Origin of the sequence: Paenibacillus sp. 598K, assembly GCF_003851045.1 — a bacterium.
GTDB lineage: Bacteria > Bacillota > Bacilli > Paenibacillales > Paenibacillaceae > Paenibacillus_D.
In genome coordinates, this window is the sequence record NZ_BFBX01000108.1 from 27,692 (window position 1) to 47,132 (window position 19,441).

A 19,441-nucleotide genomic window follows, 5' to 3' on the forward strand; every position below is an offset into this window, starting at 1 on the left:
TATGTTTTATGGATAAGATCGGTATTTTGAGAGGCTGTTCTTCAAGCGCCGAACATCGTTTTCTACGAAATTCAAGCAGTGCACGCCGTGCAGGCCGGGGGGATAGTTCGTGAGCATCGACCTCAAAGAATTGAGTATGCACGATTATGACTGCAATACGGACGAGGACAACGTCGACGCCGTGCGCGAAGGCGACAGCGAAGCCTTGGAATACTTGATCAACAAGTACAAGAATTTCGTCCGCGCCAAAGCTCGCTCCTACTTCCTGATCGGCGCCGATCGCGAGGATATCGTCCAGGAGGGTATGATCGGTCTATATAAGGCGATTCGCGACTTCAAAGGGGACAAGCTGGCCTCCTTCAAGGCGTTCGCCGAGCTGTGCATCACCAGGCAGATCATCACCGCCATCAAGACGGCGACCCGGCAGAAGCATATTCCGCTTAACTCGTATGTCTCGCTGGACAAGCCGATCTACGACGAAGACTCCGACCGTACGCTGCTGGACGTGATCTGCGGCTCGCGCGTCTCCGACCCGGAGGAGCTGATCATCAACCAGGAGGAGTTCGTCGGTCTCGAGGACAAGATGGCCGAGATTCTGAGCGACCTGGAGCGCAAGGTGCTGATGCTCTACCTCGACGGCAGATCGTATCAGGAGATCGCAGTCGATCTGGATCGCCACGTCAAGTCGATCGACAACGCATTGCAACGCGTCAAGCGCAAGCTCGAACGTTATCTGGAAGTTCGGGACGTCCCGAGCTGAGCCGCAAGCCCGCGATGGAGGAGCGGCTCCCATCATACATGCAGTACACACGAGGCTCGCAGGCGAGTCTTTTTTTATTTGACGGGTGGAAGCCAAGTCCCGCTTGCCAGACATGTCGAGGATTATGAACGTTAATTGTTGGCAATAATGGGGGAGACGGACGACCAGTCTGCTATTTGGTATGGAGATGAAGCGAGCGTAGCCAGCGCTACTCCCGGAATCGGCGAAATAATCCAGCCTGGGGGCTTGACATTTGCCGAAGGTTATCGTTGACATGGCAACAGGCCATGTGCTAAAGTATTTCAGGTAGGCCTAAATGCGCGTATTGTAACAAATGGCTTTAAGATTCAAGATAAACGTTTATGTGTTACCCAAGCTTTTTATTAGGTCAGACCGGGAGGTGTACTGCAATGCGTGTTATTATCACGTTGGCTTGTACGAATTGCAAACAAAGAAACTACACGACCAACAAAAACAAACGTAATCACCCCGATCGTATCGAGATGAAGAAGTTTTGCAAGTTTTGCAACGAGCATACTCCTCATCGCGAAACTAGATAGTAACTGGAGGTGTGGACGTGTCTTTTCTGGGTAGATTGAAGCAAGGCTTCGGATCAACATTTGCCTTCTTTGCCGATAGCTGGGCGGAGCTTAAGAAAGTCCGCTGGCCAAACCGTAAAGAGTTGACGAGCTACACGATCGTTGTTATGGTAACGATTATAGCGGTGACGATTTACTTTTGGCTTCTTGACATCGGGATCTCCGAACTGGTCGAACTGATTGTTTAAGAAGGATCCAAAGGTGGTTTGTTCATGGAAAAGAGATGGTACGTCGTTCATACTTACTCCGGTTATGAGAACAAGGTGAAGGCGAATCTCGAGAAACGTGTGGAATCGATGGGCATGGAGGACAAAATCTTCCGCGTGCTGGTGCCGATGGAAGAAGAAGTGGTAAACAAGGACGGCAAGAAAAAAACCGTCCAACGCAAGGTTTACCCCGGCTACGTGCTTGTCGAGATGATCCAGACGGATGATTCGTGGTACGTTGTTCGTAATACCCCCGGTGTGACGGGCTTCGTCGGCTCTACCGGTTCCGGCTCGAAGCCAACGGCTTTGCTGCCTGAAGAAGTGGAACAGATCCTGAAGCACATGGGTATGGAGGAGCCGAAGCCGAAGATTGAGTTTGATCTCAAAGAAACGGTTCGGGTCAAAGTGGGTCCTTTTGCTAATTTTGTCGGCACGGTCGAGGAGATCCTGATCGACAAGAGCAAGCTGAAGGTCCATGTCAACATGTTTGGTAGGGAAACCCCGCTTGAGCTGGATTACACTCAGGTGGAAAAGATATAATATCCGGTTTCCGGAGTCGCGTATCCGCTAAGGATAGGCGATGGTGGGAGGGAATTCGTTCCCGTTCGACCACAACTTAGGGCAGGGAGGTGTACTATCATGGCAAAGAAAGTCATCAAGATGGTGAAACTGCAAGTTCCTGCAGGGAAAGCGAATCCGGCGCCGCCGATCGGTCCTGCACTCGGACAAGCGGGTGTGAACATCATGGCCTTCTGTAAAGAGTTCAACGCGCGTACGGCTGACCAAGCGGGATTGATTATTCCGGTTGTTATCTCCGTATTCGAGGACCGTTCCTTTACCTTCGAAACCAAAACGCCGCCGGCGGCTGTATTGCTCCGCATCGCAGCAGGGGTTGAGAAAGGTTCGGGCGAGCCGAACAAAAAGAAGGTCGCTACAGTAAAACGCGACAAAGTACGCGAGATCGCTGAGCAAAAAATGCCGGATCTGAACGCCGGTTCGGTCGAAGCAGCAATGCTGATGGTCGAAGGCACAGCACGCAGCATGGGCATCAACATCGTCGACTAATCGTCGGCGGCCGTCGCAGGCCACACAGGACTGCGATTCGTGGGAGGATCATCCGTTAGGAGGATATTCCGCTACCACCACACAAGGAGGAGAATTTCAAATGGCAAAACATGGCAAGAAATACGTCGAAGCTGCTAAGCTGTTCGACAACGAAGCAAGCTACGAGCCTTTGGAAGCCATTGAATTGGTGAAGAAGGCAGCATCCGCGAAGTTCGACGAGTCTGTCGAAGTTGCGGTCCGTCTGGGCGTAGACCCGCGGAAACAAGACCAAGCTGTGCGCGGCGTCGTTGTACTCCCGCATGGTACAGGCAAAACCAAACGCGTCCTTGTCTTCGCTAAAGGCGACAAGGCGAAAGAAGCCGAAGCTGCTGGCGCGGATTATGTTGGCGATGCCGACATGATCAACAAAATTCAGCAAGGCTGGTTTGAATTCGACGTCTGCGTGGCAACACCGGACATGATGGCGGAAGTCGGTAAGCTCGGTCGTATTCTCGGCGGTAAAGGCCTCATGCCTAACCCGAAAGCCGGTACGGTAACGTTTGACGTTTCCAAAGCGGTACAAGAGATCAAAGCCGGTAAAATCGAATACCGTCTCGACAAAGCAGGTCAAATCCATGCGCCAATCGGCAAGGTATCCTTCGATGCCGACAAATTGAACGAAAACCTTCGTTCGCTTGTCGAAGCATTGGTTCGTGCCAAGCCTGCAGCGGCCAAGGGTGTATACCTGAAAAACATTGCGGTCTCCTCGACGATGGGCCCTAGCGCTCGCGTCAACACAGCGATTTTCCGCTAATCTAGGAGTTTCGCATACCAAAGTTGAATATGCATGCCGTAGACAGTAGGTGCCTTCGGGCTTAATTTCCTACCGAGGTGTTATGATAGAATGTTTATTCTCCGCTGGCCGTCGATGACGGACGGGCGGATGATGAACCATCATGGCCTTCGCTTGCGGTTATGCGGCGAAGGCCTTTCTCATGTTCGGAGAAAGACGCCAGGCTCACTCGGAATGCAGATTATCTATAGGAGGTGTAAAGTTTGGCAAACGCAAAAATTATCGCTAGCAAACAGCAAGCGGTTGATGAAATCGTAGTGAAGCTGCGCGAGAGCTCCAGCACTGTTATTGCGGATTACCGCGGTCTGAACGTAGCTCAAGTAACGCAACTGCGCAAAGAGCTCCGCGAAGCCGGCATCGAGTTCCAAGTCCTGAAAAACTCGCTGCTCCGCCGCGCGACAGAAAAGGCCGAACTGAACGGATTGGATGAGGTGCTGACAGGCCCGACTGCTATCGCATTCAGCGGTGAAGATGCAGTCGCTCCGGCAAAAATCCTCAACACATTCGCGAAGAAAAACGATGCCTTGAAACTGAAAGGCGGTATCGTCGAAGGTCAAGTCGTTAGCGTGGACGAGATCAAGGCACTGGCAGATCTGCCATCCCGCGAAGGCTTGCTGTCGATGCTCCTCAGCGTGCTTCAAGCGCCAATGCGCAACTTCGCGCTTGCGGTTAAAGCCGTCGGTGAAAAGCAAGAGCAAGAACAACAAGGCGCATAAGCATTGCATTGCATGCTTCGCCATACAAAGTTCGACACGCACCGCTTAGGCGGTCTTATGGAACAACCCAAATAATATACCTATGGAGGTTCATCTCATGAGCAAAGAGCAAATCCTGGAAGCAATTAAAGGCATGAACGTTCTTGAACTGAATGATCTGGTAAAAGCAATCGAAGAAGAATTCGGCGTAACTGCTGCTGCTCCTGTAGCTGTAGTTGGCGGCGGCGGCGCTGTTGAAGCAGCTGCTGAGCAAACTGAATTCGACGTCATCCTGAACAACGCTGGCGCTTCGAAAATCAACGTCATCAAAGCAGTTCGCGAAATTACTGGCCTGGGTCTGAAAGAAGCAAAAGACCTGGTCGACAACGCTCCAAAACCAGTCAAAGAAAAAGTATCCAAAGAAGAAGCAGACGGCGTAAAAGAAAAACTCGAAGCTGCTGGCGCTTCTGTAGAAGTGAAGTAATAACCGTACGGGGCATAACCCCTTGGAGCCTTGGCTTCAAGGGGTTTGCTGTATGTGGGAGAAGGAAAGCGAGGGTGATGGGATGTCCGAGCATTATTACACGCAAACGCCGGGCGGAGCGCATGACCGCCGTCTTCATGAATCCGAACTGAGAGGCAGGCGTTACCGGTTCGTAACCGATAGTGGCGTATTCTCCAAGAGCGGCGTCGACTTCGGCAGCCGACTGCTGATCGAGACGATGGACTTCCCCGCAGAGGCGCGAGTGCTCGATGTCGGCTGCGGCTATGGGCCGATCGGGCTGAGCGCGGCTGTGCTCGCGAGCGAAGGGACCGTGACGATGATCGATATCAACGAGCGCGCCATCGAGCTGGCTACGGAGAATGCGCGGCTCAACGGGATTGCCAATGTGCGCATCCTGCAGAGCGATCTCTACGAAGCGGTGCGCGCCGAGCTTTACCAGGTCATCCTCACCAACCCGCCGATCCGGGCGGGCAAGGAGACGGTGCATCGGATCTATGAAGAAGGCGCTGCATTGCTCGAGTCGGGCGGAGCGATGTGGGTCGTCATCCAGAAAAAGCAGGGCGCGCCCTCAACCTTAGCCAAGCTAGAGCAGCTGTTCGACACCGTACAAGAGATGACCAAAGACAAAGGGTATCGAATTTTCAAGGCGGTTAAGGCGTAATCGAATCGCAATTTCGTTGTTGACTTCGGATTTCGTCTGTGGTATTATTATAAAATGTCAGCATTAATATGGGCTCAATGTCTTTAGTTGACTAAAATGTCAAGCGAAATTTTTAAGGCTACCATGCATAAAAGCTGTCTGCTTGACGTATAATGTTTAGATTTTGGGCAAAATTAGTGGATATGTAGTTTTGGCAGCAAACGCCACGGCACTTGGGACAACGCTCTTTTTTCGAAACTTCATTCGATAAGGGCTTTTCTTTATTGGGAAAGTTTTGAAGGTCCGGGCGCTTGACTATAGCAATGTGCTTGTTCCGCAAGCGTTGAAGCAGACATGAGGGGTGAGGTTAAGTTGGCAGGACAACTTGTTCAGTATGGCCGACGCACGCGTAGAAGCTACGCTCGCATCCGCGAGGTGCTCGATGTTCCTAACCTGATTGAGATCCAACAGAAGTCTTACGATAAGTTCCTGGAGAAGGATTTGCTTGAATTGTTCCAGGATATTTCGCCGATTTCGGATTTCACGGGTAATTTGTCGCTCGAATTTATCGATTACAATTTGGGCGAGCCCAAATATTCGGTTGACGAGTCCAAGGAGCGTGATGTGACGTATGCCGCACCGCTGCGGGTAAAGGTGCGTCTCATCAACAAGGAAACCGGCGAAGTTAAGGAACAAGAAGTGTTTATGGGCGACTTCCCTCTGATGACAGAGACAGGTACGTTCATCATCAATGGTGCCGAACGGGTCATCGTCAGTCAATTGGTTCGCTCACCCAGTGTATACTTCAGCACCAAAGTGGACAAAAACGGCAAGAAGACGTACACCGCAACGGTGATCCCGAACCGCGGCGCCTGGCTTGAGCTGGAGACCGACGCGAAGGACATCGTCTATGTACGGATTGACCGCACCCGTAAAATTCCGGTGACGGTGCTGTTGCGTTCGCTTGGTTTCGGCACGGATGCCGAAATTCTTGACTTGCTGGGACATGATGAATATATTCGCAATACGCTGGACAAGGACAACACCGATTCGACGGAGAAAGCCTTGATCGAGATCTATGAGCGCCTGCGTCCAGGCGAGCCGCCGACGCTGGACAACGCCAAGAGCTTGCTCGTGGCGCGCTTCTTTGATCCGAAACGTTATGATCTGGCCAATGTCGGCCGTTACAAGATCAATAAAAAGCTTCACATCAAAAACCGTCTGTTCAATCAACGTCTCGCCGAGACGCTGATCGATCCGAGCACGGGCGAGATTCTGGCGGAGGCTGGTCAGATGATCGACCGCAGGCTGCTGGACGAGATTTTGCCGCTCCTCGAGAAAAACGTCGCCTTCAAGACATACCATGTTGCGGGCGGCGTGATGGATGCCAGTAGTATTCCACTGCAGACCATCAGCGTATTCTCGCCGGAGGAAGACGGCAAGATCATCAAGATTATTTCCAACGGCATTATCGACAAGGCGGTCAAGAACATTACGCCAGCCGATATTATTGCCTCGATCAACTATTTCTTGAACCTGCTGCACGGCGTAGGCAGCACGGATGACATCGACCATCTCGGCAACCGTCGTCTGCGTTCGGTCGGCGAGCTGCTGCAGAACCAGTTCCGCATCGGTCTCTCCCGGATGGAGCGCGTCGTGCGCGAGCGGATGTCGATCCAGGATGCCAACGCGATTACGCCGCAGGCGCTGATTAATATTCGTCCGGTCATTGCTTCGATCAAGGAGTTTTTCGGGAGCTCGCAGCTGTCGCAGTTTATGGACCAGACGAACCCGCTCGCCGAGCTGACGCACAAGCGGCGCTTGTCCGCGCTCGGACCCGGCGGTCTGACGCGCGAGCGCGCAGGCTTCGAGGTGCGGGACGTGCATAACTCGCACTATGGTCGGATGTGTCCAATCGAGACGCCGGAGGGACCGAACATCGGTCTGATCAACTCCTTGTCCAGCTTCGCCCGCATCAACGAGTACGGCTTCATCGAAGCGCCGTATCGGTGGGTCGATCCGAAGACGGGTGTCGTCACCGAGCAGATCGCGTATCTGACGGCTGACGAAGAGGATAACTATGTCATCGCTCAGGCGAATGCGCAGTTGACCGATGATAGCAAGTTCGCTGACGAGAGTGTTATCGTCCGTTACAACAAGCAGGCCGACAACATCCTGACGATGCCGAGCGATCGCGTCGACTATATGGACGTCTCGCCGAAGCAAGTCGTCTCGGTGGCGACAGCGCTCATCCCGTTCCTCGAGAACGATGACTCCAACCGCGCGCTCATGGGCTCTAACATGCAGCGGCAAGCGGTGCCGCTCCTGATCCCGAAAGCGCCGCTCGTCGGCACAGGCATGGAGCACAAGTCGGCGAAGGACTCGGGCGTCTGCGTCGTCACCAAATACGACGGCATCGTCGAGCGCGTCTCCGCCAATGAAATCTGGGTGCGCCGCGTCGAGGAAATCGACGGCAAGCAAGTCACAGGCGACCTGATTAAGCATAAGCTTCATAAGTTTATGCGTTCTAACCAGGGAACGTGCATCAACCAGCGTCCGATCGTCCGCAAGGGCGAATTCGTCCGCAAAGGCACCATCCTCGCCGACGGTCCGTCGACAGAGTCCGGCGAGCTGGCGCTTGGTCGCAACGTCGTCGTTGCCTTCATGACCTGGGAAGGCTACAACTACGAGGATGCGATCCTGCTGAGCGAGAAGCTGGTCAAAGAGGATGTCTACACCTCGATCCATATCGAGGAGTACGAATCCGAAGCGCGCGATACGAAGCTCGGACCGGAGGAGATCACGCGCGACATCCCTAACGTCGGCGAAGAAGCGCTGAAAAACCTCGACGAGCGCGGTATCATCCGCGTCGGCGCGGAGATCGGCGCAGGCGATATCCTGGTCGGCAAGGTTACGCCGAAGGGCGTCACCGAGCTGACGGCGGAAGAACGCCTGCTGCATGCGATCTTCGGCGAGAAGGCGCGCGAAGTGCGCGATACGTCGCTGCGCGTGCCTCACGGCACCGACGGCATCGTCGTCGACGTCAAAGTATTCACACGCGAGAATGGCGATGAGCTGCCGCCGGGCGTTAACCAGCTGGTGCGTGCGTATATCGCTCAGAAGCGTAAAATCTCCGAAGGCGACAAGATGGCCGGACGCCATGGTAACAAGGGTGTTATCGCGCGCATCCTGCCGGAAGAGGATATGCCGTTCATGCCGGACGGAACGCCGGTCGAGGTTGTCCTCAACCCGCTGGGCGTACCTTCCCGGATGAACATTGGTCAGGTGCTCGAGGTTCACCTTGGCATGGCTTGTAAGCATCTCGGTATCCACGCGGCGACGCCGGTATTCGACGGCGCGCGGGAGTACGACGTATTCGACGCTATGGAAGAGGCAGGCATGCAGCGCAACGGCAAGACCAAGCTGTTCGACGGCCGTACAGGCGAGACGTTCGAGCGCGAGGTTACGGTTGGCGTCATGTACATGATCAAGCTGGCGCACATGGTCGACGACAAGATCCATGCTCGTTCTACAGGTCCGTACTCGCTCGTCACGCAGCAGCCGCTCGGCGGTAAGGCGCAGTTCGGCGGCCAGCGTTTCGGGGAGATGGAGGTCTGGGCGCTCGAGGCTTATGGCGCGGCGTATACGCTGCAAGAGATCCTGACCGTCAAGTCCGATGACGTGGTCGGCCGGGTGAAGACGTACGAATCGATCGTCAAGGGTGAGAATGTGCCGGAGCCGGGCGTACCGGAGTCGTTCAAAGTTCTGATCAAGGAGCTCCAGAGCCTTGGCATGGATGTCAAAATCCTCAGCGAGGATGAAGAAGAAATCGAAATGCGTGAAATCGACGACGACGATGAAGGTCAGTCCGATAAGCTGAATCTGAATCTCGAAGGCGCGGAAGTAGGCGTAGAGTAGGGTTCGACCCTCAGTCGAACCCTACTCAAGCCCGGGCGTTGGAGCTGGACTCTCGGTCTAGCCAAGCTCAGACCAGAGCGTCGGCAGACGCACCTCCGCACGCTTCCGTTTCACTGCAGCACGAGCAGCAGCTGTCCCGCCTCGCCGGCGGGGCGGCTGTCCGTGCACATTCCACTGACACAGACTTAAGGAGGGTTGCTCCTTGTTGGATGTTAACAACTTCGAGTACATGAAAATAGGTTTGGCCTCGCCCGACAAGATCCGTTCCTGGTCGCGCGGCGAAGTGAAAAAGCCGGAGACGATCAACTACCGTACCTTGAAGCCCGAAAAAGAAGGTCTGTTCTGCGAAAAGATCTTCGGACCGACCAAGGACTGGGAATGTCACTGCGGCAAGTATAAGCGTGTCCGTTACAAAGGCGTCGTCTGCGATCGCTGTGGCGTCGAAGTAACTCGCGCCAAGGTGCGCCGCGAGCGCATGGGCCACATCGAGCTGGCTGCGCCTGTATCGCATATCTGGTATTTCAAAGGTATCCCGAGCCGTATGGGTCTGGCTCTGGATATGTCGCCTCGTTCGCTCGAGGAGATTATTTACTTTGCCTCGTACGTCGTGACGGATCCGGGCGAGACGCCGCTGGAGAAAAAACAACTGCTCTCCGAGAAGGAGTACCGCAGCTACCGCGAGAAGTACGGCTACGGCTTCCAGGCCGGCATGGGCGCCGAAGCGGTCAAAAAGCTGCTCCAGGATATCGATGTCGACCGCGAGCTCGAGACGCTCAAGGAAGAGTTGCGTACCGCGCAGGGACAACGGCGCAACCGGGCGATCAAACGTCTGGAGGTCATCGAGGCGTTCCGCAACTCCGGCAATGATCCGGAATGGATGATCCTCGATGTGCTGCCTGTCATCCCGCCTGAGCTGCGTCCGATGGTTCAGCTCGACGGCGGCCGCTTCGCGACCTCCGACCTCAACGACCTGTATCGCCGCGTCATCAACCGTAACAATCGTCTGAAGCGTCTGCTCGACCTGGGCGCCCCGGACATCATCGTGCAGAACGAGAAGCGGATGCTGCAGGAAGCTGTCGACGCCCTGATCGACAACGGCCGCCGTGGCCGTCCGGTCACCGGACCAGGCAACCGTCCGCTCAAATCGCTCAGCCATATGCTCAAAGGCAAGCAAGGCCGCTTCCGGCAAAACCTGCTCGGCAAACGCGTCGACTACTCGGGCCGTTCGGTTATCGTCGTCGGACCAAGTCTGAAGATGTACCAGTGCGGTCTGCCGAAGGAAATGGCGCTTGAGCTGTTCAAGCCGTTCGTCATGAAGGAGCTCGTCAACAAAGGGCTCGCGCACAACATCAAGAGCGCCAAGCGCAAGGTTGAGCGCGTCAGTCCGGAAGTATGGGACGTGCTGGAGGAAGTGATCAAGGAGCATCCGGTCCTGCTGAACCGTGCCCCCACGCTTCACCGTCTCGGCATCCAGGCGTTTGAGCCGATCCTCGTGGAGGGCCGCGCGATCAAGCTGCATCCGCTCGTCTGTACGGCGTACAACGCCGACTTCGACGGCGACCAGATGGCGGTGCACGTGCCACTCTCCGCAGAAGCGCAGGCGGAAGCTCGCCTGCTCATGCTGGCATCCGGCAATATCCTTAACCCGAAGGACGGCAAGCCAGTCGTTACGCCTTCGCAGGATATGGTCCTCGGCAGCTTCTATCTGACGATGGACAACAACGAAGCTGCTGGTGCTGGTTCGATCTTCGCTACCGTCAACGAAGCCGTCTCTGCTTATCAGCGAGGTATCGTTTCGCTGCATGCGCGGATCGTTGTGCCGGTCAAGGTGCTGAACAAGGCAACCTTCAACGAAGCGCAGCAAAAAGCGCTGATTGTTACAACCGTAGGCAAACTGATCTTTAACGAGATTTTCCCGGATGACTTCCCGTATATCAACGAAGCAACTAAAGGCAATTTGTTGAACGGAACACCGGAGAAATACTTCGTCTTCGAAAAGGGCGCCGACCTGACCAAAATCCTCAACGAGCTGCCGATCGCCGGCGCTGTCGGCAAGGAATACCTCGGGCTTATCATCGCCGAGTGCTTCCGTCAGTACCAGACGACGCAGACGTCGATGATCCTCGACAAAATCAAGCAGCTTGGCTTCACCTACTCGACACGCGCCGGCATCACAATCGCTGTGGACGACGTTGTCGTACCGCAGGAGAAGCAACTGCTGATGAAGGAGTCCGAGGAGAAGGTTGCCGTCGTTACCAATCAGTATCGTCGCGGCCTGATTACCAACGAAGAACGGTACGATCGTGTTATCAACATCTGGGGCAGCACAAAAGACCAGATTACCGATATCCTCATGAAGTCGATGGAACGCTACAACTCCATCATGCTCATGGTCGATTCCAAGGCGCGGGGCAACAAATCGCAGATCACCCAGTTGGGCGGTATGCGGGGGCTGATGGCCAACCCGTCGGGTCGGATCATCGAGCTCCCGATCAAATCCAACTTCCGCGAAGGCCTGACCGTCCTCGAGTACTTCATCTCGACGCATGGCGCGCGTAAAGGTCTGGCGGATACGGCGCTGCGGACGGCTGACTCGGGTTACCTGACCCGTCGTCTCGTCGACGTAGCCCAGGATGTGATCGTTCGCGAGGACGACTGCGGCACGGACAAAGGCTTCGCGGTCAGCAAGATTCAGGACGGCAAGGAAGTTATCGAGGATCTGTACGACCGGATCGAAGGTCGCTACTCCTTTGAGACGATCCGTCATCCGAAAACAGGCGAGGTTATCGTCCAGCGCAACGAGCTGATCGATTCGGCCAAAGCTGACGAGATCATCGCTGCCGGCGTCGAGCGCCTGCAGATCCGTTCGGTCCTGAGCTGCCGTGCCCGTCATGGCGTCTGCAAGATCTGTTACGGACGCAATCTGGCGACCGGCAAGCATGTCGAGATCGGCGAAGCGGTCGGCATCATCGCGGCTCAGTCGATCGGCGAGCCGGGCACGCAGTTGACGATGCGTACATTCCATACCGGCGGTGTCGCCGGGGATGATATCACGCAAGGTCTGCCGCGGATTCAGGAGCTCTTCGAGGCTCGTAATCCGAAGGGCCAGGCGATCATCTCCGAGCTCGACGGTACGATCAAGGAGATCCGCGAAGCGAAGGATCGCCGCGAGATCGAGGTTCAGGGCGAAGCCGAATCCAAGGTCTACTCTGTCACGTACGGTTCGCGTATCCGCGTATCGGTCGGACAGCAGATCGAGGCTGGCGACGAGCTGACCGACGGCTCGATCGATCCGAAGGATATGCTGCGCATCAAGGGCATCCGCGGCGTGCAGAACTATATCCTCCAGGAAGTTCAGCGCGTCTACCGGAACCAGGGCGTTGAGATCAACGACAAGCATATCGAAGTTATGATCAAGCAGATGCTGCGCAAGATCCGCATCGTTGATGCGGGCGGCACAACGCTGCTGCCGGGCGCATTCGTGGATATCCACGAGTACGAGTCGGCGAACCGCAATGCCATCTTCTCCGACCGCGAGCCGGCTGTCGCCAAGCCAGTCCTGCTCGGCATTACGAAGGCATCCCTGGAGACCGATTCGTTCCTCTCCGCGGCTTCCTTCCAGGAGACGACGCGCGTCCTTACCGACGCTGCGATCAAGGGCAAGGTCGACCAATTGCTCGGCCTCAAGGAGAATGTCATCATCGGCAAGCTGATCCCTGCCGGTACGGGGATGAACCGTTACCGCAGCATCAAATTTGCCGGCGACGAGGAGCAATTGGAGACAGGCGAGGAGCAACTCGAGAGCGTACCGGTTGAGCTGTAAGGCTGATCGATAGCAGACGGGGATTGCGGAGCCTTGGGGCGCTGCAATCCCTGTTTTTTGAAAAATAGGCCCTTGACACGCCATGTGCGGAAGTGCTACTATATCGAAGTGTGCCAACATGGTGGTTTGGACTCGGCCATCCGATGGTCGAAGGATCAATCGGCGAATGGAGGGTGCATTCCATGCCATTCAAGATCGGCAGCAAGCAGACGACGAAGATGGTAGAGCAAGGCAAGGCTACCGCCGTCTATGTAGCGGAGGATGCAGATCAACGAATAACGGGCAAGATTGTAGAGCTCTGCGAACGGGCAGGGATTGAAGTCATCTGGGTAGATACGATGGAGCGCCTCGGGGCAACCTGCGGCATTGACGTCGGTGCCGCGATGGCAGCTAGCGTCCCTGATGAAGAATAAGAGACATTCGTTTTTGTCTGCGGGCAAGAGACGCCAGGCAAAAACTTTCGTTTGTTCTTTTATGAACCACCTGGATCTGTGGGCTTAAGCAAGACCTGTTTGGACAGTCGAAAACTGAGGAAGGGGGTGGCAACAATGCCAACAATCAACCAGCTGGTCCGTAAGGGCCGTGAGGCTAAAGTGGTCAAGTCGAAATCGCCTGCACTTCAAAAAGGGTTCAACGCGCTGAAGCGTGAGGAAACCAACCTGAGCGCCCCGCAAAAACGCGGTGTCTGCACTCGTGTAGGTACGATGACGCCGAAGAAACCGAACTCCGCTTTGCGTAAATACGCTCGTGTTCGCTTGACGAACCGTGTAGAGGTTACTGCTTACATCGGAGGCATCGGTCACAACCTGCAAGAGCACAGCGTGGTACTCGTACGCGGCGGTCGGGTAAAAGACCTTCCGGGTGTTCGTTACCATATCGTTCGCGGTGCGCTTGATACTGCAGGCGTGAACAACCGTATGCAAGCTCGTTCCAAATACGGCACGAAACGTCCTAAAGTTAAAAAGTAAGCTTTAATACTTTGTAAATCACCTCGTGATCAAAAGGTCAGTTTTCAGCACCGAGAAGGTTGGAGGCAGGTGAAATGAGGAGCGGAGCGTAGCCAAAGCTACGTGAGCACCTAAGAGTTTCCGCAGGAAACTAGCTTCGTAAGCATAAGCTTAGTTCCGACTGCATTCAAGATTCGACGCCGAATCTGCATCTTTGAATTTACATCGTGATCAAAACTGATACCCAAAGAAAGGGGGATTACCTCATGCCACGTAAAGGTCCTGTTCCAAAAAGAGACGTATTGCCGGATCCGTTGTACAACAGCAAGCTTGTTACGCGTCTGATCAACCGCATCATGATCGACGGCAAGCGCGGTGTAGCGCAGACGATCCTGTATGATGCCTTCACTCTGATCCAGGAGCGCACAGGTAAAGAGCCGATGGAAGTGTTTGAAGTCGCCATCAAGAACATCATGCCCGTACTCGAAGTTAAAGCCCGTCGTGTAGGTGGTGCGAACTACCAAGTACCGATCGAGGTGAAGCCAGAGCGCCGTACGGCACTCGGTCTTCGTTGGCTGGTGAACTACTCCCGCAACCGCGGCGAGAAAACGATGGAAGAGCGTTTGGCTGCCGAGATCATCGACGCATCCAACAACACTGGCGCATCCGTCAAAAAACGTGAAGATACACACAAGATGGCTGAAGCGAACAAAGCGTTTGCTCACTATCGCTGGTAGGATCTAAACTCGAAAGGAGACATATTCATGGCTAGAGAGTTCTCCTTGAAAAATACGCGCAACATCGGGATTATGGCGCATATTGATGCCGGCAAGACTACCACTACCGAACGGATCCTGTTCTATACAGGCCGTACCCACAAAATCGGCGAGGTGCACGAAGGTGCGGCGACGATGGACTGGATGGAGCAAGAGCAGGAGCGCGGCATTACGATTACATCTGCTGCGACTACAGCTCAGTGGGCGGGACACCGCATCAATATTATCGACACCCCGGGGCACGTTGACTTCACGGTAGAAGTTGAACGCTCCCTGCGCGTATTGGACGGGGCGGTAGGTGTATTCAGTGCAAAAGAAGGCGTAGAGCCGCAGTCTGAAACGGTATGGCGTCAAGCCGACAAATATGGTGTTCCTCGGATCGCTTACGTGAACAAGATGGACATCATCGGTGCTGACTACCTGAACGTTATTAAAGATATGCGCGAGCGTCTGCAAGCCAATGCCGTCGCGATTCAATTGCCGATCGGTGCCGAGAATGACTTCAAAGGCATGATCGACATCGTCGAGCGCGTTGCTTATGTCTACAAAGATGACCTTGGTCGGGACCCTGAGAAAGTTGAGATTCCTGCCGAGTTCGCAGATCAAGTGGAGGAGTTGCGTGCGGATCTGGTCGAGAAAGTGGCCGAACTGGACGAGGAGCTCACCATGAAGTATCTCGAAGGCGAAGAAATCAGCGTAGCTGAACTGAAAGCAGTGCTCCGTAAAGGCGTCTGCGACGTTAAAATCTTCCCTGTCATCTGTGGTTCCTCGTATCGGAACAAAGGCGTACAGCCTATGCTGGACGCGGTAGTCGACTATCTGCCGGCTCCAACCGATGTTCCGGACATCAGAGGCCTGCTTGAGGACGGCACTGAAGTTACCCGCAAATCGGGCGACGATCAACCGTTCGCAGCGCTTGCCTTTAAAATCATGACTGACCCTTATGTCGGTAAACTGACGTTCTTCCGCGTCTACTCTGGCGTACTTGCAGCAGGTTCCTACGTGCTGAATGCGACCAAGGGCAAACGCGAGCGCGTCGGCCGGATCCTGCAGATGCATGCGAACAGCCGTCAAGAGATCACCGAGGTTTACTCGGGCGATATCGCAGCTGCTGTAGGCCTGAAGGATACCGTTACTGGCGACACCCTGTGTGACGAGAAGGCTCCGGTTATCCTGGAGTCGATGATCTTCCCTGAGCCGGTTATCCAGATCGCGATCGAGCCGAAGACCAAAGCAGACCAGGACAAAATGGGCGTCGCCCTGTCCAAGCTGTCTGAAGAGGATCCGACGTTCCGCGCGTACACGGATGAAGAGACAGGACAAACCATTATCGCGGGTATGGGCGAACTCCATCTGGAGATCATCGTCGACCGTATGGTGCGCGAGTTCAAAGTCGAGACCAGCGTAGGTAAACCACAGGTTGCTTACCGCGAGACTTTCAAACAAGCTGCGAAGGTCGAAGGCAAGTTCGTACGTCAGTCCGGCGGACGCGGCCAATACGGTCACGTCTGGATCGAGTTCGAACCGCAAGAAGCCGGTGCCGGCTTCGAGTTCGAGAACAAGATCGTCGGCGGTGTCGTACCTCGTGAGTACATCCCTGCTGTACAGGCCGGTATTGAAGAGTCGATGAAAAACGGCGTTATCGCCGGATTCCCGCTCGTCGATATCAAAGCCCGCATCGTAGACGGATCGTACCATGACGTCGACTCCTCGGAGATGGCGTTTAAGATTGCAGGTTCGATGGCGCTCAAAGCTGCCAAGGACAAATGTTCCCCGGCCTTGCTTGAGCCGATCATGAAGGTTGAAGTAACCGTACCGGAAGAGTACTTCGGTGACGTTATGGGTATGCTCAGCTCCCGTCGCGGTCGCATCGAAGGTACAGACTCCCGTTCGGGCGCCCAGATCATCCGTGCCAAAGTACCTTTGGCTGAGATGTTCGGCTACTCCACAACTCTTCGCTCCGGTACACAGGGACGCGGCGTATTCTCGATGGAGATCTCCCATTACGAAGAAGTGCCGAAGTCGATTGCGGAAGAGATTATCTCCAAGCACAAAGGCGAGTAATCCCAGTTTGACACGGCCGTTAGTTTGTTCGCTTTGCAGCTGAAGACGAACGGCCGATACCTATAACTTTCCATTTATTAAGGAGGAATAAGTTCAATGGCTAAGCAAAAGTTCGAACGTAACAAACCGCACGTTAACATCGGTACAATCGGTCACGTTGACCATGGCAAAACGACTCTGACTGCTGCCATCACAACCGTACTTTCCAAAAGATACGGCGGTTCTGCAATCGCTTTTGACCAAATCGACAAAGCGCCAGAAGAGCGCGAGCGCGGTATCACAATCTCCACTTCGCACGTTGAGTATGAGACGCCTGCTCGTCACTACGCTCACGTTGACTGCCCAGGTCACGCTGACTACGTTAAAAACATGATCACTGGTGCTGCTCAAATGGACGGCGCGATCCTGGTTGTATCCGCTGCTGACGGCCCTATGCCGCAAACGCGCGAGCACATCCTGCTCTCCCGCCAAGTAGGCGTACCTTACATCGTCGTATTCCTGAACAAATGCGACATGGTTGAAGACGAAGAGCTCCTCGAGCTGGTTGAGATGGAAGTACGCGACCTGCTGAACGAGTATGAGTTCCCAGGCGACGACACGCCAATCATCCGTGGTGCAGCTCGTGAAGCGCTGGCTAACCCGGACGGCGAGTGGGCTGATAAAATCGTTGAGCTGTTCGAGCAAGTGGATACTTACATCCCAACTCCTGAGCGCGACGTTTCCAAGCCATTCCTGATGCCTGTCGAGGACGTATTCACGATCACTGGACGCGGTACAGTTGCTACTGGCCGTGTTGAGCGTGGCGTGGTTAAAGTCGGCGACGAGATCGAAGTTATCGGTCTGCAAGAAGAGACTCGCAAAACTGTATGTACTGGCGTTGAGATGTTCCGCAAATTGCTGGACTCCGCTCAAGCCGGCGACAACATTGGCGCATTGCTGCGTGGTGTTGAGCGTAAAGACATCGAGCGTGGTCAAGTTCTGGCTAAGCCAGGTTCCGTTAAACCACACACGAACTTCACAGCTCAAATCTACGTCCTGACTAAAGAAGAGGGCGGACGTCACAAGCCTTTCTTCACAGGCTACCGTCCACAGTTCTACTTCCGTACAACAGACGTAACTGGTATCATCACGCTGCCAGAAGGCACTGAGATGGTTATGCCTGGCGACAACATCACGGTTACTGTTGAACTGATCGCTCCAATCGCGGTTGAAGAGGGCACTCGCTTCTCGATCCGTGAAGGCGGCCGTACAGTAGGCGCTGGCGCTGTAGCTTCGATCCAAAAATAATCCCGTCGCAGCGCAAGCTGCGCAGGATGTACACAAGAGGTTGTCCAACCGGTCATGCAGATGGTCGGGAGGGCAGCCTCTTTTGCTATATATAATAGAAGAAATAAGATCGCCCCCACATACCGAAGCCGCAGACGGAATTAAAACCGCGAAGTATTTATGCATTGCAAGAGAAAAATCTTGCAATTGCCCAGCGTTTTGTATATAATAGTGAACGTTGGTCTGTGGCTGTGCGATGATGCGAGAGGTTGCCGACACACCCGGCCCCTTTGCCATGGGGCATAAGTCGGGTTTTCTCGCGGAGTATGTCCGATATAAAATTGGGCGATAGAAGGAGGGAATTATATGGCAAAGCAAAAGATTCGTATTCGTTTGAAAGCTTACGATCACAGAATTCTTGACCAATCAGCAGAGAAAATTGTTGAAACTGCAAAGCGTTCCGGAGCAGGCGTGTCCGGTCCGATTCCGTTGCCAACGGAAAAGCAAATCATCACCATTCTGCGTGCGGTTCATAAGTACAAGGATTCGCGGGAGCAATTCGAGATGCGCACACATAAGCGTCTGATCGACATTGTTAACCCAACGCCGCAAACGGTTGATGCATTGATGCGTTTGGATCTGCCATCCGGTGTAGATATCGAAATCAAACTGTAAGACATAACTACTCATACGTAAAAGAAACGAGGTGTCAACATGAAAGGTATCTTAGGGAAAAAACTCGGCATGACGCAAGTCTTTACGCCTGAGGGCAACGTAATTCCGGTTACGGTCATCGAGGCAGGACCTTGCGTGGTTCTCCAGAAGAAAGATCAGGAGACTGACGGCTACGAGGCGATCCAGCTTGGCTTCTCCGACAAGAAGAAGCAAAGAGCGAACAAGCCCGAAACAGCTCATGCTCAAAAAGCCAACACGGCTCCTAAGCGCTACATTCGTGAATTCCGCGGGGTTAACCTGGGTGAATACGAAGTTGGCGCAGAAGTAAAAGCGGATCTGTTCTCCGAAGGCGAATTTGTTGACGTAACAGGGATCTCCAAAGGTAAAGGATTCCAAGGCGTAATCAAACGTTGGGGACAAAGCACAGGTCCAATGTCTCACGGCTCCCGCTACCATCGCGGACCAGGCTCCATGGGCTCCATCCAGGCGAACCGCGTACCGAAAGGCAAGCGTCTGCCAGGACACATGGGTCAAGACACGATTACCATTCAACGTCTGGAAGTTATCCGCGTTGATGTCGAGCGCAACGTGCTGCTCGTCAAAGGATCGATTCCCGGAGCGAAAAACAGCTTCGTCAAAATTAAATCTACGGTGAAGAAATAACACCCCT

Annotated in this window: 18 protein-coding genes and 1 other annotated feature; all 18 genes read left to right on the forward strand. The window is 54.3% G+C overall.

Annotated features, from left to right (window positions below; genetic code table 11):
* Positions 1-109: 109 nt before the first annotated feature.
* The 18 genes from sigH (at position 110) to rplC (ending at position 19,434) form a co-directional block, all read left to right on the forward strand.
* Entirely contained in the window at positions 110-760 is a 651-nt protein-coding gene (gene sigH / locus PA598K_RS26935) for an RNA polymerase sporulation sigma factor SigH (protein WP_128659913.1), read from the forward strand.
* Positions 761-1,170: 410 nt separating this feature from the next.
* Complete coding sequence (rpmG, locus tag PA598K_RS26940; RefSeq protein ID WP_081666981.1) at positions 1,171-1,320, forward strand: 50S ribosomal protein L33; 150 nt, start codon at positions 1,171-1,173, stop codon at positions 1,318-1,320.
* A gap of 17 nt (positions 1,321-1,337) precedes the next feature.
* Positions 1,338-1,547: a preprotein translocase subunit SecE gene (gene secE, locus PA598K_RS26945; protein ID WP_020620123.1), complete on the forward strand. Its 210-nt coding sequence runs from the start codon at positions 1,338-1,340 to the stop codon at positions 1,545-1,547.
* Between the two features lie 24 nt (positions 1,548-1,571).
* Positions 1,572-2,105, forward strand: coding sequence for a transcription termination/antitermination protein NusG (gene nusG / locus PA598K_RS26950; protein ID WP_128659914.1), 534 nt, complete (start codon positions 1,572-1,574; stop codon positions 2,103-2,105).
* A 99-nt stretch (positions 2,106-2,204) separates the two neighbouring features.
* Entirely contained in the window at positions 2,205-2,630 is a 426-nt protein-coding gene (gene rplK, locus PA598K_RS26955) for a 50S ribosomal protein L11 (protein WP_128659915.1), read from the forward strand.
* Between the two features lie 100 nt (positions 2,631-2,730).
* Entirely contained in the window at positions 2,731-3,423 is a 693-nt protein-coding gene (rplA, locus tag PA598K_RS26960; RefSeq protein WP_128659916.1) for a 50S ribosomal protein L1, read from the forward strand.
* Positions 3,424-3,441: 18 nt separating this feature from the next.
* Positions 3,442-3,613 (forward strand) — a sequence feature (ribosomal protein L10 leader region).
* Between the two features lie 52 nt (positions 3,614-3,665).
* The gene (gene rplJ, locus PA598K_RS26965) at positions 3,666-4,178 is read left to right on the forward strand and encodes a 50S ribosomal protein L10 (RefSeq protein ID WP_128659917.1); all 513 of its coding nucleotides are present in this window, start codon (positions 3,666-3,668) and stop codon (positions 4,176-4,178) included.
* Positions 4,179-4,275: 97 nt separating this feature from the next.
* On the forward strand, positions 4,276-4,641 hold the full coding sequence (rplL, locus tag PA598K_RS26970) for a 50S ribosomal protein L7/L12 (RefSeq protein WP_128659918.1): 366 nt from the start codon (positions 4,276-4,278) through the stop codon (positions 4,639-4,641).
* Between the two features lie 82 nt (positions 4,642-4,723).
* A complete protein-coding gene (locus PA598K_RS26975) occupies positions 4,724-5,323 on the forward strand; it encodes a class I SAM-dependent methyltransferase (protein WP_128659958.1) in 600 nt (199 codons plus the stop codon).
* 333 nt (positions 5,324-5,656) lie between these two features.
* Positions 5,657-9,220 carry a DNA-directed RNA polymerase subunit beta gene (gene rpoB, locus PA598K_RS26980; RefSeq protein WP_185602249.1) on the forward strand — a complete coding sequence of 1,188 codons (3,564 nt, stop codon included), beginning with the start codon at positions 5,657-5,659 and terminating at the stop codon, positions 9,218-9,220.
* Between the two features lie 202 nt (positions 9,221-9,422).
* Complete coding sequence (rpoC, locus tag PA598K_RS26985) at positions 9,423-13,043, forward strand: DNA-directed RNA polymerase subunit beta' (protein ID WP_128659920.1); 3,621 nt, start codon at positions 9,423-9,425, stop codon at positions 13,041-13,043.
* A 182-nt stretch (positions 13,044-13,225) separates the two neighbouring features.
* Entirely contained in the window at positions 13,226-13,456 is a 231-nt protein-coding gene (locus PA598K_RS26990; RefSeq protein ID WP_128659921.1) for a ribosomal L7Ae/L30e/S12e/Gadd45 family protein, read from the forward strand.
* Between the two features lie 135 nt (positions 13,457-13,591).
* Positions 13,592-14,011 (forward strand): 30S ribosomal protein S12, encoded by a 420-nt coding sequence (gene rpsL / locus PA598K_RS26995; RefSeq protein ID WP_020620133.1) that lies wholly within the window; start codon positions 13,592-13,594, stop codon positions 14,009-14,011.
* A gap of 245 nt (positions 14,012-14,256) precedes the next feature.
* A complete protein-coding gene (gene rpsG / locus PA598K_RS27000; protein ID WP_128659922.1) occupies positions 14,257-14,727 on the forward strand; it encodes a 30S ribosomal protein S7 in 471 nt (156 codons plus the stop codon).
* 27 nt (positions 14,728-14,754) lie between these two features.
* Positions 14,755-16,830, forward strand: a complete 2,076-nt coding sequence (gene fusA, locus PA598K_RS27005) for an elongation factor G (RefSeq protein WP_128659923.1) — start codon at positions 14,755-14,757, stop codon at positions 16,828-16,830.
* Between the two features lie 96 nt (positions 16,831-16,926).
* Positions 16,927-18,117, forward strand: coding sequence for an elongation factor Tu (gene tuf / locus PA598K_RS27010; protein WP_128659924.1), 1,191 nt, complete (start codon positions 16,927-16,929; stop codon positions 18,115-18,117).
* 345 nt (positions 18,118-18,462) lie between these two features.
* Positions 18,463-18,771, forward strand: coding sequence for a 30S ribosomal protein S10 (gene rpsJ / locus PA598K_RS27015; protein WP_005544556.1), 309 nt, complete (start codon positions 18,463-18,465; stop codon positions 18,769-18,771).
* 39 nt (positions 18,772-18,810) lie between these two features.
* The gene (rplC, locus tag PA598K_RS27020; protein ID WP_128659925.1) at positions 18,811-19,434 is read left to right on the forward strand and encodes a 50S ribosomal protein L3; all 624 of its coding nucleotides are present in this window, start codon (positions 18,811-18,813) and stop codon (positions 19,432-19,434) included.
* Positions 19,435-19,441: the final 7 nt, after the last annotated feature.